A 13,634-nucleotide genomic window follows, 5' to 3' on the forward strand; every position below is an offset into this window, starting at 1 on the left:
TTATCATTATGCCTGATTTCATATACAATAATAAAGTTTACTATAACCCCGTGGAGTTTGCCATGGATAGAATAGGTGGTACTTGGAAAATGCCAATTCTTTGGAGATTAAAGGAAAGAGTTTTCCGATTTGGGGAATTAAAAAAGGATATACCACATATTACAGATAAAATGCTTACCACTCAGCTAAGACAACTGGAAGCAGAAGGGTTTGTAAATCGAAAAGTCTATCCAGTTGTTCCACCCAAAGTAGAATATTCTATCACAGAAAAAGGAATGTCTGCCATCCCCATTATTGAACATATCCGTAACTATGGGTTGGAATTGATGGCAATGGAAGGAATTGATCATAAGAAAAAATAAAAGGTGTTTCCTCAGGTGATTTGATGATCAATAATGGTACAATGAATAGAGATTTGTCTCATTAATATTTAGAGGTGTAATTCATTAAAATATTGATTCTGAATCATCAAAAATTGTATCTAAAAACTAAGATTTATAAAATCAGTAATGATCACTTTTTCTTCCTATAATTTTTATTATTTTGCTTCAGCATTGCACTAAATGCTTGAATTTTTTTATTAAAATACCCATCAAAATAGAAATACATATGAGCAAGATCGTCACTTTAGAAAATGCTATACTACAAGTACAAATATCAAAGAACGGAGCGGAATTACATTCCATTTATCATAAACAACATCAGCATGAATACCTATGGCAAGCAGATAAAGAGGTCTGGGGAAGACATGCACCAGTTTTATTCCCAATTGTTGGGCAAGTAGAAGATGGTTTCTATGAGGTGGACGATGTGAAATACAAACTTCCTCAACATGGATTCGCAAGAGACATGGAGCACAAATTGGTCACACAAGATGAATTAAGCTGCATTTTTGAATTGCGTTTTGATCATGACACCATGACAAAGTTTCCTTATAAGTTTGTATTCAGAACTATCTATGAGATCAAAAGAAATAAGCTTTCCATTACATACCAAGTAGATAATTTAGATACAGAAGAAATCTATTTTTCAGTGGGTGCACATCCTGGCTTCAATACCGATTTTATTAAGAATACTTCTTTTGAAGATTATACTATCGAGTTTTCAGATAAAGAAAAGTTCCAACGATTATTATTGGACAATGGATTGAGAAGTGGTGCCATTCAGGAAGACGCATTGAACGGTGCACAATCTTTGGATTTGAAATATGATACTTTTAAAGATGATGCTATCATTTTTGATCATTTCAATTCAGAATCACTAGATATTGTTTGTCGTCATGATGATTCAAGAAAGTTAAGAGTAGCCATTAAAGATTGGCCTTTATTGGGTATTTGGACTCCAGTAGGTAAAAGAGCCAATTTTGTGTGTATTGAACCATGGTATGGAGTTGCAGATTTGAGAGACGAAAATCATAACTTCAAAGAGAAGTATGCGAATCAAAAACTTCAAAAAGAAGAGACATTCAGTTGTACCTTCTCTGTAGAAATCATTGATAAAGATGAATAAAGAAATTGAGGGGATTTGGTACGAGGAACAGGTAGTGAAATCGTACCAAATTGGCCCTAATTATACCCTAAAGCCTACAGCTATTTCAGAACTATTCCAAGAAGCTGCCGGTAATCATTCCAACGCAAAGCAATTTGGATTAAGGGAGATGATGAAAGTCGGTAAAGCATGGGTGCTAGGAACGTATAAATATGAAGTTTTTCATTGGCCCAAATGGACTGACCAACTGAATATAGAAACTTGGGTATTTGACATTCAAAAATTTTCTTCACAAAGGAATTTTAAAATTCTTGATCAAGAAGGGAGATTGATGATTCAAGGTTCTTCAAATTGGTTTGGGTTGGATTTGAAAAAAAGACGCCCGACCACTATTCATGAATTTGAGGATTGTGTACATGTTAGAGGTGACCTCACGACTTCCGGCCCTCCAAAGAAATTGAAAGGAGTGGAAAAAGTTGATTTTTCCTCGGAAAGAGAAGCATCTTACAGTGATTTGGATCCGGTGAACCATGTCAACAATATCCGTTATTTCGAATGGATGTTAGATAGCCTGACGACTGATATCACACAAAAGAAAATACTGAAAGCGGTAGAAATTAATTACATCGCTGAAGTTGTTTTGAGTGAAAAAGTAAAAATCATACACGAGGTGATTGATGATGGAGACATCAAGGTGATTTCAGCAATAATGAAAGAAAATAAACCGGCGTGTATTATTCATTCGGTTTGGAAATAATGAATATCCCATCACAGATTATGTCTTTGATGGGATGTTTTTTTACTAATTTCTACTATTTTTGAACTTCTTTTATCGCAAACTAAACTTAAAGCATTTATTACTATGAGAGAATATAGAATAGCAAAAGGGTGGGCAATTTTTATCTATGTTACAGCCACTTTAATGAACATTGTTTTTTTATTTGTATTAGGGTATGGGATATTACATCCTGATGAAGATGCAATGTTGTTTTTTGGAGTGGTCTCAGTACCTATGATCATTTTAATGACAGTGGGAATTATTGATACGGCTAAAAGTAAACTAATTATTACGAATACGAGTATCGGTAAACGTTCCTTTTTGTCCAATCGTGATATTCCTATTTCAGAAGTTTTGGGATTTAGATCTGATGACAAATACACTTACATCGAGCCAAAAGATAAAACGTATAAGAAAATCCGTTTCGGAAAATCTCTTGAAAAACGACAAGAAATATTTGAGTGGCTTTATTCCAATTTTAAAGATTTGGATGAGCTGAGTAAAGAAATTGAAACACAAGAGATTCTATCAAGTGAAGATTTCGGAAGGAATGTTGAAGAAAGAGAAGAACAACTAGGCTTGGCTAAGAAGGTAGCTACTGGAATTAATATTTTTGGTGGTGGAGTTGGGGTATATACCTTATTTGTTTCAGAACCGTACGAGTTGTGTATTATTTTCTCAATTTTGACTCCATTAATAGCACTTGCAATTCTTCCTTTCTTTAAAGGTTTAATCAGAATTAATGAACAAAAAGGGAGTGCTTATCCGACTATTTATTATGCTATTTTAGCACCATCGATAGGATTGATGGGTAGAGCCTATTTTGATTTTAATATCTATGATTATAGTAATTTTTGGGTACCATTCGTAGTCATAGCATTACTATTATTAGGTGCTAGTTTAGCAGTTTCTAATGAATTTAACTTAAAAGAGAATAAGCATATTGGAGCTTTATTTGGTCTTGCGCTGTTCTTTTTGATGTATAGCGGTGGAGCCATCGTTACAACAAATTGTTATTATGATGAGAGTGAAGCGATCAATTATAAAGCTGAAATAATACAAAAGACCGTCCATACAGGTAAAACGACAACGTATAAATTTGAGTTGACTCCATGGGGAGATCAAATAGAACCAGAAACCGTCACCGTTTCGGAAGAATTTTACGAACAGATGGAATCTGGAAACACAGTCAATGTTTATTACCTGAAAGGGTATTTTAATATTCCTTGGCTGGTTGTCACAGAATAGCAAATTAAAACTGTAAGGGAGACTTTACAGTTTTTTTTATAATTTTTCTCTAACAATTGAACCTTTCAATTTCCCATGTGTACTATGACAAATCAACTTTAATTTTTTACACATGAAAAAGAATTTTATAGCACTCTTCACTTTCATTTTGATCTCCTCATTTTCGTATGCACAAGAAGCTCAAGAAATACTAGGTATTGCAAAGGAAACAAAGACAAGAGAATACTATGAGCAACAATCCAAACTTTGGAAAGCGAAAACATCTTCAGAACCTCAAAATGCTGCTGCTTGGTACAATTATTACAAAGCAATGCGTGCGTTTTACCAAAGAAGCGATGAGCAATCATGGAACAACGATAGAGCAATCACTTTCAAAAAACTTCAGCCTATCATCAATAAATCAAAATCTTATATTGGTCAGAAATATGAGTATTTTTTGATGGAGAGTGTCAATACAGATGATAAAGAGAAGTCCTTTAATTATCTCAAAAAAGCATATGTTATTAATCCTAACCGAATAGAAACTTATGAGGGCCTTTTGACAAGGTATATAATCGATCAAGAATGGGATGATGCAAAAGAAGTGGCCCTAAAAATCTATGAAAATAACGTGTATTCTAACCAAGCCTACCTCTGGAATCATAATGTATTGGTGTCAACGAGAGGGAAGTCAATTATTTTTTCACATGGTGATATGGATACGTTGCCAAGGCATGTATTACAATTGGTGAAAAATGTAGGGGAGAATGCAATGATCATCAACGAGTGGTTATTGGGTTATCATAAAAACTATAGAGATAAAGTATGTCAGCATTTAGGGATTAAAAAGTATACTAAAGAATTGGGTGAATTTTCAAATATGGCAGAGTTTAAGAATGCTATCATAGGTCATATTATTGAAGAATCTAAAAGTGATTATCAAATCTATTTTGGTTGCGGAACTGATATACAACTTTTTGAGAAAATGGGAATCAAAGAGAATATGTATTTAACAGGAGTAGTTTTTCAATACAGTGAAGAAGCATTGGATAATTTATCATTGGCTATTGATAATTTTGAAAATAGATATAACCTTGATTATTTGAATACGAACTTTCAGTTTCATCCACACGATGCCATCATTCAGAAGTACCTCAACGCTACTTATATTCCAGGCATGAACAAGTTGAAAAAACATTATAATACAATTGAGCAGGGTGAAAAGTCAGAGAAATATGCTCATTTGATGCATCAGATTGCAGTGAAAAGTGGTAGACAAGCTGAAATTGAGTCTTGGTATAAATAATCCTCTAGCCAATGAATCACTTGACAGATGAAGAGTTAATGACTCAATTTATAGATAGAAATAACACCAAAGCGTTCGAAGTTTTATACCACAAATACTTTGTACTACTGGCTAAATATCTTGGTTGGCTAAGTGGTAATATGGAATTGGGGAAAGATATTGCTCAGAGCACTTTTTTGAAAGTTTTAAATAAGTCTTATGTTTTCAACACAAAGAAGAGTTTTAAAGTATGGCTTTATGTGATTGCCAAAAATAATTGGTTGAATGAACAAAGGAAGTTGGATCGCTATACTAAAGAGGAGAATACAGAACCTTCTATACAGGAAGATCTTTTTGATACCAACAATGAAGTAGACCAACTCCAAAGAATGAATGTGATATTAAATACATTGAGTGAGTTGCATAGAGAAACGTTTGTATTAAAATACTTGGACAATTTGAGTATTCAAGAAATTGCAGAAACGATGGATTGTAGTGAAGGTACGGTGAAATCCAGGTTATTCTATGCCATGAAAAATATGAGATCTAAAATGAAGGAATTTAAAACAGAATACAATGGAAAATTTTGAAGATAGATTATTTGAACTTTTTTCTCAAAAAAGTTTTAAGGAACTGACTTTAGAAGAGAAAAAAGAGGTACTCAAAGTTATGACACAACAGGAGTACCAAGAGAATTATCAAATGGTGCACGAATTTAAAAATGTGAATGATGGTATTTCGATGGCTATACCTCCATTAGAACCTAAATCACATAAAAAAGCACTGTTTTTAGAGCAATCTATTCCGATCTATAAAGCCGCTGCAGCAATTGTAATAGGCGTGTTATTAAGTATTTCTGTTCAGTTTTTTGTTACTCAAAATTCAAAAGAGATTCCCATAAAACAGGAAGTTACAAAACAAAGTACCCCCCTTTCTGAAGAGAACTATCCCAAGGGACTTGTGGTTAATTTGTAGAGCTAGACATTCATTCAATACTTAGATGTCATGAATGAAACGATGCAAGTTAAGAGTAGGCTGAAGGTCTTACTCTTAACTTTTCCTTTTATATTTTATCCTGTTTTAAAGGTTGAAATAATGCACATTTAGCAAAAATAGATTAGATTCAAGGTGTATTTAGCATTTTTCATTTTAATCTCATCTCATTTTGAGTAAATCAACGGTTTTACTGCCCTTAATTGGTTTTGAGCATAAAAATATCCTTTCTGTAGAAGGGCAGCTACTTATTTTTAAAACAGGACTACTTGATCTTTCTAAAAAGCCTGAAGGTTTTAGAAGGCATGTATCTCGTTTGTGGAAGTTGTATAGTCAAAACCCTATTACACAAGCACATATTTATGCAAAAATTGAAACTGAAGTTTTTGAGATTAGTTTAGATGAGAATGGGTATTTTAGATCAGAATTTACTTTAGAAAAAAACTATACGGACAAGGAGCTCAATACATCATTAAAATTTTATTTAGATAAAGCTTTAACCCAAAAAATTAAATTACCCAGTATTTCAAAAGGAGGGATAAAAAGGATTTCAGAATCGAGAAAATATATGGTCATCTCAGATATTGATGATACCGTATTGATTACCCATGCTACATCATTTTTAAAACGTATTCCTCAAACCATTGTAAGACATGCTTTCAAGAGAAAAGAAGTGAAAGCAATGAGTAAGTTTTATAACGAAATGAAAGCCCAAGGAGCATCATTTTTTTATGTTTCGAATAGTGAAATGAATTTATTTTGGATCATCAAATTGTTTTTAACAACGAGAGAGTTCCCAAAAGGCCCTATCTACCTGAGGTATCATAAAAACTGGAAAGACTTTATTTCTAATCGAAAGAAAATTGGCATTGGTTTAGAAAAATCTCAACATAAAATTGATAGGATTTCTTATTTGATCGATAAGTTTCCAAAAAGTAAATTCTTATTGATAGGGGATAGTGGACAGAGAGATCCATACACCTATAAATTTATAGCAGAGAAATTTCCTGAGAACATTTCGGGTATTATGATTCGTGATGTTTCTTCTGGGAAAAAGGATGTTGAGATGTTGAAAATCAAGAAAGAGTTATTAGAATTGGACATTCCTTTCCATATTTTTCATGACCCTAAAGAAGCGATGCGATTGGAGAGACGTTGGTACAAGCGTCAAAGTTTAAAGGACGAAAATTTCTTTTCTCATAAATAAGCGATAGCGATTTTAATGGTTTCTAATTCTTCGAGTTGAAGTTTGTATTCGACAAAGTCACCTTTTTGTACTTTGATCATTGCTGTTTTTGGGATTGAATTTTCAAAAACCGTTTTAATTTGACTTTTAAATTCAATATTTAGCTTTCCAAAAGCCTTATAAATTGCTTCTTTGATTGTCCAAATCTGAGTCGCATTGGCAGGATCTTCTTCATGATTTTGGGCAAAAGCAAGCTCTTCATCATTCGCAAACCTAGGAATTAAGCGAAGCACTTTAGGTTGAATGTTTTCGATATCAATCCCAATGTTTTTTTGTGAGCGGTCAATAATGGCAGCAGCAAATCCTTTGGAGTGAGAAAGAGAAATACCATACTCATCATTAATTAACGAAGGCTTTCCACTTTCCTCTTTTTTAATCCCTTTGAAATCTACAGGACTGTCTTCCAGTAAATGTTGTAAAGCAACCCTTGCAGCAATACTTTCCAACCTTACTTTTTGGTTTTTAATATGTTCAAAATTGCAATTGGTATTTTCAAGAAAAGCTAAAAGTTCTTCTTCACTTTCCTCAATTGCCCATACTAAATAGGAGATGTTTTCTGTTAGATGTTCATGTTTAACGATACCCATTTCGCAAAGATATAGGAAGCGTATTGAATAAATGAAACAAAAAAGTAAGATATTTGTTAAGTAGCAGAGCAAAAATAAGGTACATTTCGTTAGAGTGTGTTTAATTTTGTAATGTAACTTACTACAATGTAAACTAAGTTTTCGAAGATTAATGGTATTTAGAAATCAGGAGATTTCTGCTGATCTGTAGGACACGAATGACGCTATCGCTTAACATTCGCGCCAATGGACTTTCTACCCAATTCGTTTGGTACTTCTTCCCTCGGCCTTGAAGGGAAAAGCGTGAAGAATTTCATGAATTGAGCCGTTAAAAATGATTTTCTTGTTTGAGCTTTAGCGAGTTTAAAATCATTTAGGCGAGAGCAATGGAATTTAGCTTTTGACTTCTAAGCCTTGAATTTTTTGCTTCGTTTTTGTTTCAAGACAAAAATGAAGAAGAAGGAAGCTTGAAAGTTGATCCTATAAATGCTTATTGAAAGGTCGATTAAAAGTTGATGATAGTTTAGTTTACATTGCACTTACTACAATTAAATTTCAAGATGAGACAGATTTTAGAAGTAGAAAAATTGGCCACATTTGGAGGTCATAAAGACGGATTATACAGTGTAATACACTTTGATAATAAAGGAAAGTTTTATACAGCTGGCGCAGATGGATTTGTGGTAGAATGGCAATTGGATGACCCTGATAAAGGTAAACTCATTGCCAAAGTACCCAATACAGTATATTCGATGTGTCCTTTAGTAGAAGAAAAATTATTGGTGGTAGGTCAAAACAGTGATGGAATTCACTTGTTAGATATTTCTTCTGGTAAAGAGTTAAAATCGTTGAAGTTAACGGATCAGGCTGTATTTGGAATAGAACGTTTCGAAAACGAGTTGTTTGTGGGTACTGGTGATGGATGGTTATATGTTGTTGATTTACCAACATGGACTATTACAAAGAAAGTAAAGGTCTCAGAAAAATCAATTCGTTCCGTAGCTGTTGATACAAAAAGGAAAAATGTTTGGGTAGGGTGCAGTGATCATACCATTAAAGGATATACCATGGAAAACTTATCGGAGGTAAGAGAATTAATAGGGCATTCCAATAGTGTATTTGCACTTACAGTTACACCTGACCAACAATTTTTAGTGAGTGGGAGTAGAGATGCACATTTAAGGGTGTGGAATTTAGATGGCTTTGTCGAAACACAACAGGATATTGTTGCACATATGTATACCATCAATGATGTCGTATTCAGAAAAGACGGAAAATACTTTGCGACTTGTAGTAAAGATAAATCCGTTAAAATCTGGAGAACTGAAGATTGGAGGTTGCTTAAAGTTGTAGATAAGGCGAGGCATGCAGGTCATGGTACCTCTGTCAATCGTCTTTCTTGGGTTGGAGAAGACACTGTAATTTCAGTTTCAGACGATCATTCGGCTTCAGCATGGAAAATTAAGGGATTATAAGGTGAATTTTTGTGAAAAATACCTCTTTATGGGTATTGACTCCTTTGCCCAGAGTCTCTACTTTTACGTAACAATATTCTAAATTATAGAAATAGCAAAAAACAAATATGTTACGACATATATTGTCATAAAGACTTTTAATTAAAAGTAAAGCTTTTAATTATTTTGAGCGAAAAATAATAAACGCCTTGGTATTGCCGAGGCGTTTTTTTATGCTCAAAATTGAGCAATAAAAAAGCCACAACGCTAATTCTTAGACATTGTGGCTATTCACACTAATAAGTGAAAAGTAATCGGATTAGAAATCCAAGTTCATTCTTACACCAGCTCTCAACCATCTTCCTGGCTGAGGTACATTTCCAATATCGTTATATTGTACATCAAATAGGTTGCTTCCTTCACCATAGAAATATAGGTTCTTCCAGGTGTAACTGATTCTTAAATCAACAGTAAAGAAAGGATCATATGGCGTTTCAACACCCGTACCTTCAGGATTATATGCAGTGTAAGTACCATTTCTATCTTGATAAACCAATTGCCAATCAGCATTTAAATTCTTTAAGAATAAATGATGTGAAATACCCATAGTGGCTTTGTGATTTAGGTGGTCTAATACATAGTTTGAAATTAGATCCTCACTAGCTTCCTTATCTACATTCAAATAGATGTAAGAGAAGCGGATATTTTTTAGGAAAGCTTCTTCATGTAAAATTTGTCTGAAATTCAGGCCTGCATTTAATGTCAAACCAGAAGTGGTCAATGAAGTAAGGTTTTGTGCTTGCCATTGATCATCAGAACTTGTTCTTACCCAGTCAATGATATTTTTTCCATATCTTCTAAAAACGGAAGCACTACCAGAAAAACCTTTTTTCTCAATCTTGTATCCCAATTCAATAGTTGTTGCTCTTTCTTCTTTTAAAGAGTCGTTACCCACGTTTGTTGGCCCATCATAATATAAATCAGTGTAAGTAGGTATACGCATTGCTGTATTGATAGTACCAAAAATTCTAGAACTTTCACTAATTTGGTAAGAAAGGTCTGCACCTGGGAAAATATCAAAACCATCACTCGACTCTGCTAACTGAGTGTTGTAATTGAACATTAAGCCTGCTGATGCAGTGAATTTCCCTAATACAATATTGTGTTCTAAGAAAAGACTATAATTATATCTTTCTTTTCCGTGAGTATATTGAGTGTTTTCTACACCATCAATTCCAATTGGATTGTCAAGAGGAGTTCCTAGCACATTACTTAAAATACCTTCATAGCGAGCATCAACACCAATTGAAGTAACACCAAGTTTTGAAGGAATGATAGTATTAACATTCACACCTGCCGCATCCATTTGGTGGTAATTGTGGTGAGTGTACCAAGAAGCTGGGTTCTCTCTGAACAGTTCAAATCTATCGTATGTTCTATTCCAATAAATTGTAGGGCTAACTTTAATTGCTCCGTTATTAGTGAACCTTAAAGAACCGTGATACAATTTATTTCTTTCATACTGATTAGGGTAAGCCGGAGTGTAGAAAGAGTTTGCACCAAAACCTTTATCAGAAAGACCAGCTGTTAAATCAAAAGTACCACCTTTTACATCATAACTGCCGTGATAGAATGCGGTTACATCATTAAAGTCAGTATTATCAATGTAGCCGTCTGATTTTTTATGTGATGCAGTAATCAAGTGACGTGTTTTACCTGAAGTTAAGTTAACTCTTCCTGTATATTTCTTAAGCCCATGTTCACCAGCTAATGCATGTAAATAGATATTATTTTTATCAAGAGGTTTTGTTTGAATATTGATAGCTCCAGTAAATGCATTGGCACCAAATACTCTAGAGGCAGGACCTTCCAATACTTCAACCGCATAAGCCGCTTCCATATCCACTGGAACAAATAAATTGAGGTGTCCAGTTTGAGGATTGTTCATATTGACGCCGTTCAACATGATTAATGATTGGTCAAAAGAACCGCCACGAATATTAACATCTCCTTGAACCCCAAAAGGTCCACGTGATCGCATATCCACACCGGCTACATTACCCAGTACTTGATCAAAACTTTGTGCAGGCATTTCTTGTAAATCTTCTGCATTGATATAAGTGATAATTCTAGCCTGTTCAGAATATACTTGAGGAACACGACCTGAGCTTACAGCCACTTCTTCTAAATAGTACGAAGAAATCTTAGAACTGTCTTGTTCCATTTTTTCTTGAGCGAAACCTAAGGTTCCAATCGTGAAGAATAGTAAGAATGCAACTAAATTAGAGTAGTATTTTTTCATGCCTAAAAATAGAAAAAGCACTGAATATTAGATGTTTATATCTATATTCAGTGCTTTATTGTATTGAAATATTACAAAGTTATGGTTCAAAGGTCCCAATTTGGGAGTTTTGTTCACAATAACTTCATTAAAAACTAAAATTGAATTAAAATCAGGAGTTGATTCTGAAGAAATAGCTTGATAATCAGTCTCTTCATCAGTCATTAATAAGGTTCTCGCAATACGACCTTCTATGATGATTTGAGGTGATTGGAAATGAAGTTGAATATCAAGCATACCAATTCTGATCTCTTTTTTCAAAGAGTTAAAAACGGCATAGCCTTTTCTGGTCCATCTACTAAAAAATACTTCTTCTCCCATGATCTTGAATTACATCACAAAGTAAGGAGAAAAAAGTGTTATAGTTATATAATTTTAATCAACTGATAACACATATTAACAGTGACTTTGAAACACTTTTTAGGGTGTGTAAAGTCAATTTATTTGAAATATTTGTTAAGATATGAAGCCACAAAGTTTTCTATTTTGAAGCTGTTGTTCTTGATAAGTTCCACGGTTTCAACTCCATCACATATTGATTTTTGAGCACCATGGAATTTGATATTTTTAAAATCTTGTTCACCTTCAGTATTGAGAAGGTTTTGCATTTGCGAAACGATAATTTTGATGTTAGACTCCTGTTTTCGGTCTTGCTTGTTCAAACTGAGTACAGAAAGATCACCAATACGACTCATTGCTTTTTCTGAGTTACCATCAAAAAGAGATATGATATTTGTTTGTGTTTTAGTTCTGAAATTTTGGTACGATTCAGAGGTTGCAATTGATGTTTCTTGGGCAAAAGCACCCGAACATAGTATGCTAAAAATTGAAAATAAAATTAGGCGATTCATTGTATTAGGTAAAATAAGTTTTTTCATTTAGTTTCGATACTCAAAATTAAGAAATATAGACCACTTGACATGATGCGTTTTGACTTGTTATGTTAAAAGTTGGATGTTATACAAAATCAAAACACTTAAAATCAGATTATTATGGTAGTCGTAACCGGAGGGACCAAAGGAATAGGAAGAGCAATCATTGAGAAATTTGCCAAGGAAGGTAAAAATATTGTAGTATGTGCAAGAAACAAGGAAGACCTATCGGCTTTGAAAGAGGCAGTTGAAAATGCACACAATGTTAAAGTGGCGACATTTTCTGCAGATGTTTCTAAAAAAGAGGAGTGTAAAGCATTTGTGGAGTTTGTAAATGAACAATCAGAAGATATTGAAATTTTAGTAAACAATGCTGGTGTTTTTGTACCGGGCTCAATTCATGATGAAGACGAAGGAGCTTTTGAAATGATGATGCAAACAAACATGTATTCTACTTATTATATCACTAGAGGTTTGATCAAAACAATGATCGACAATAAGAAGGGGTACATTTTCAACATAGCTTCAGTAGCTTCATTTATGGCTTATGCAAATGGTGGTTCTTACTCTATTTCGAAACATGCAATGTTAGGATTTTCGAAGTGCTTAAGAGAAGAAATGAAACCTCACAATGTGAAGGTGACTTCAGTAATGCCTGGCGCAACTTTCACCAACAGTTGGGCAGGGGTAGATCTTCCTGAAGACCGCTTTATGAAATCTGAAGATATTGCTGATTTAGTGATGTCTGCGTATAAATTGTCGGATAGTGCTGTGGTAGAAGATTTGATAGTTAGACCTCAATTAGGAGATATCTAACAAGCATTTATTGTAAAGTACATTACTATATACCCATGATCTGAATCGTGGGTATTTTTTTAAATATAGGAGAAGGATTTGGTGTTACTCCATTGAGTCCACAATCCGCCGAAATGTTGAATATGGGCTTGCCTGAAGGGATGACTCCTTTTGAGAATAATGTCAAAAAAGATATTCTAGGAAAAGCATTTCCAATGTTTAAAATAGAGGAAGGACAAATTACAAAGGATCATGACCTTATCTATTTTTAGAGCGGATTGCTATTTATGGGGGCTAAGCATGTAGACGGGACTCCATTTGATAAACCTGAAAACAGACCCCACCAACTGCAAATTCCATTAAAAAGAATATGACTAAGAAATAAGCTGACGGTTTGGATGAAAGTTCAAACCGTTTTTTGTTTACTTTTTGGAGATGTACTTAGAAGATTCAGTTTTATTTTTCATATTTTGAAAATCAATTCATCTTAAATACAAATTGATTTATTCATCGAAGTCATTTAAAAATTAAAGTTAACTTTTAATCGGTTTCTCAAAAACATACTCATAAATGCTATGTAGTGTGATTG

At 33.8% G+C, this 13,634-nt stretch carries 15 protein-coding genes; 11 read left to right on the forward strand and 4 right to left on the reverse strand.

Annotated features, from left to right (window positions below):
- Nucleotides 1-8 precede the first annotated feature (8 nt).
- The 8 genes from IC221_RS23720 (at nucleotide 9) to IC221_RS23755 (ending at nucleotide 6,978) form a co-directional block, all read left to right on the forward strand.
- Entirely contained in the window at nucleotides 9-362 is a 354-nt protein-coding gene (locus IC221_RS23720; protein ID WP_188171326.1) for a helix-turn-helix domain-containing protein, read from the forward strand.
- 247 nt (nucleotides 363-609) lie between these two features.
- Nucleotides 610-1,509 carry an aldose 1-epimerase family protein gene (locus tag IC221_RS23725; protein WP_188171327.1) on the forward strand — a complete coding sequence of 300 codons (900 nt, stop codon included), beginning with the start codon at nucleotides 610-612 and terminating at the stop codon, nucleotides 1,507-1,509.
- A complete protein-coding gene (locus IC221_RS23730; RefSeq protein ID WP_188171328.1) occupies nucleotides 1,502-2,245 on the forward strand; it encodes an acyl-[acyl-carrier-protein] thioesterase in 744 nt (247 codons plus the stop codon). The genes IC221_RS23725 and IC221_RS23730 overlap by 8 nt, the downstream gene beginning before the upstream one ends.
- A 105-nt stretch (nucleotides 2,246-2,350) precedes the next feature.
- Nucleotides 2,351-3,514: a hypothetical protein gene (locus IC221_RS23735; protein ID WP_188171329.1), complete on the forward strand. Its 1,164-nt coding sequence runs from the start codon at nucleotides 2,351-2,353 to the stop codon at nucleotides 3,512-3,514.
- A gap of 112 nt (nucleotides 3,515-3,626) precedes the next feature.
- Nucleotides 3,627-4,799 (forward strand): hypothetical protein, encoded by a 1,173-nt coding sequence (locus IC221_RS23740; RefSeq protein ID WP_188171330.1) that lies wholly within the window; start codon nucleotides 3,627-3,629, stop codon nucleotides 4,797-4,799.
- Between the two features lie 11 nt (nucleotides 4,800-4,810).
- Nucleotides 4,811-5,368 carry an RNA polymerase sigma factor gene (locus tag IC221_RS23745; protein WP_188171331.1) on the forward strand — a complete coding sequence of 186 codons (558 nt, stop codon included), beginning with the start codon at nucleotides 4,811-4,813 and terminating at the stop codon, nucleotides 5,366-5,368.
- Entirely contained in the window at nucleotides 5,355-5,753 is a 399-nt protein-coding gene (locus IC221_RS23750; RefSeq protein ID WP_188171332.1) for a hypothetical protein, read from the forward strand. The genes IC221_RS23745 and IC221_RS23750 overlap by 14 nt, the downstream gene beginning before the upstream one ends.
- Nucleotides 5,754-5,943: 190 nt before the next feature.
- Complete coding sequence (locus IC221_RS23755) at nucleotides 5,944-6,978, forward strand: phosphatase domain-containing protein (protein ID WP_188171333.1); 1,035 nt, start codon at nucleotides 5,944-5,946, stop codon at nucleotides 6,976-6,978.
- Here the strand turns inward: IC221_RS23755 and IC221_RS23760 are convergent.
- Nucleotides 6,969-7,604 (reverse strand): 4'-phosphopantetheinyl transferase superfamily protein, encoded by a 636-nt coding sequence (locus IC221_RS23760; RefSeq protein WP_188171334.1) that lies wholly within the window; start codon nucleotides 7,602-7,604, stop codon nucleotides 6,969-6,971. The genes IC221_RS23755 and IC221_RS23760 overlap by 10 nt on opposite strands.
- 539 nt (nucleotides 7,605-8,143) lie before the next feature.
- Here IC221_RS23760 and IC221_RS23765 point away from each other — a divergent pair.
- On the forward strand, nucleotides 8,144-9,058 hold the full coding sequence (locus tag IC221_RS23765; protein ID WP_188171335.1) for a WD40 repeat domain-containing protein: 915 nt from the start codon (nucleotides 8,144-8,146) through the stop codon (nucleotides 9,056-9,058).
- Between the two features lie 298 nt (nucleotides 9,059-9,356).
- Here the strand turns inward: IC221_RS23765 and IC221_RS23770 are convergent, their stop codons facing one another.
- The 3 genes from IC221_RS23770 to IC221_RS23780 form a co-directional block, all read right to left on the reverse strand.
- The gene (locus IC221_RS23770; RefSeq protein ID WP_188171336.1) at nucleotides 9,357-11,339 is read right to left on the reverse strand and encodes a TonB-dependent siderophore receptor; all 1,983 of its coding nucleotides are present in this window, start codon (nucleotides 11,337-11,339) and stop codon (nucleotides 9,357-9,359) included.
- Between the two features lie 27 nt (nucleotides 11,340-11,366).
- Nucleotides 11,367-11,699, reverse strand: a complete 333-nt coding sequence (locus IC221_RS23775; protein ID WP_188171337.1) for a hypothetical protein — start codon at nucleotides 11,697-11,699, stop codon at nucleotides 11,367-11,369.
- A 119-nt stretch (nucleotides 11,700-11,818) separates the two neighbouring features.
- A complete protein-coding gene (locus tag IC221_RS23780) occupies nucleotides 11,819-12,229 on the reverse strand; it encodes a hypothetical protein (RefSeq protein ID WP_188171338.1) in 411 nt (136 codons plus the stop codon).
- A gap of 141 nt (nucleotides 12,230-12,370) precedes the next feature.
- On the opposite strand from IC221_RS23780, the gene IC221_RS23785 reads away from it, so the two are divergent.
- Nucleotides 12,371-13,066, forward strand: coding sequence for an SDR family oxidoreductase (locus IC221_RS23785; RefSeq protein ID WP_188171339.1), 696 nt, complete (start codon nucleotides 12,371-12,373; stop codon nucleotides 13,064-13,066).
- Between the two features lie 47 nt (nucleotides 13,067-13,113).
- The gene (locus tag IC221_RS23790) at nucleotides 13,114-13,317 is read left to right on the forward strand and encodes a hypothetical protein (RefSeq protein WP_188171340.1); all 204 of its coding nucleotides are present in this window, start codon (nucleotides 13,114-13,116) and stop codon (nucleotides 13,315-13,317) included.
- Nucleotides 13,318-13,634 lie beyond the last annotated feature (317 nt).

Origin of the sequence: Flammeovirga sp. EKP202, assembly GCF_014534745.1 — a bacterium.
In the GTDB taxonomy this organism is placed as follows: Bacteria; Bacteroidota; Bacteroidia; order Cytophagales; family Flammeovirgaceae; genus Flammeovirga.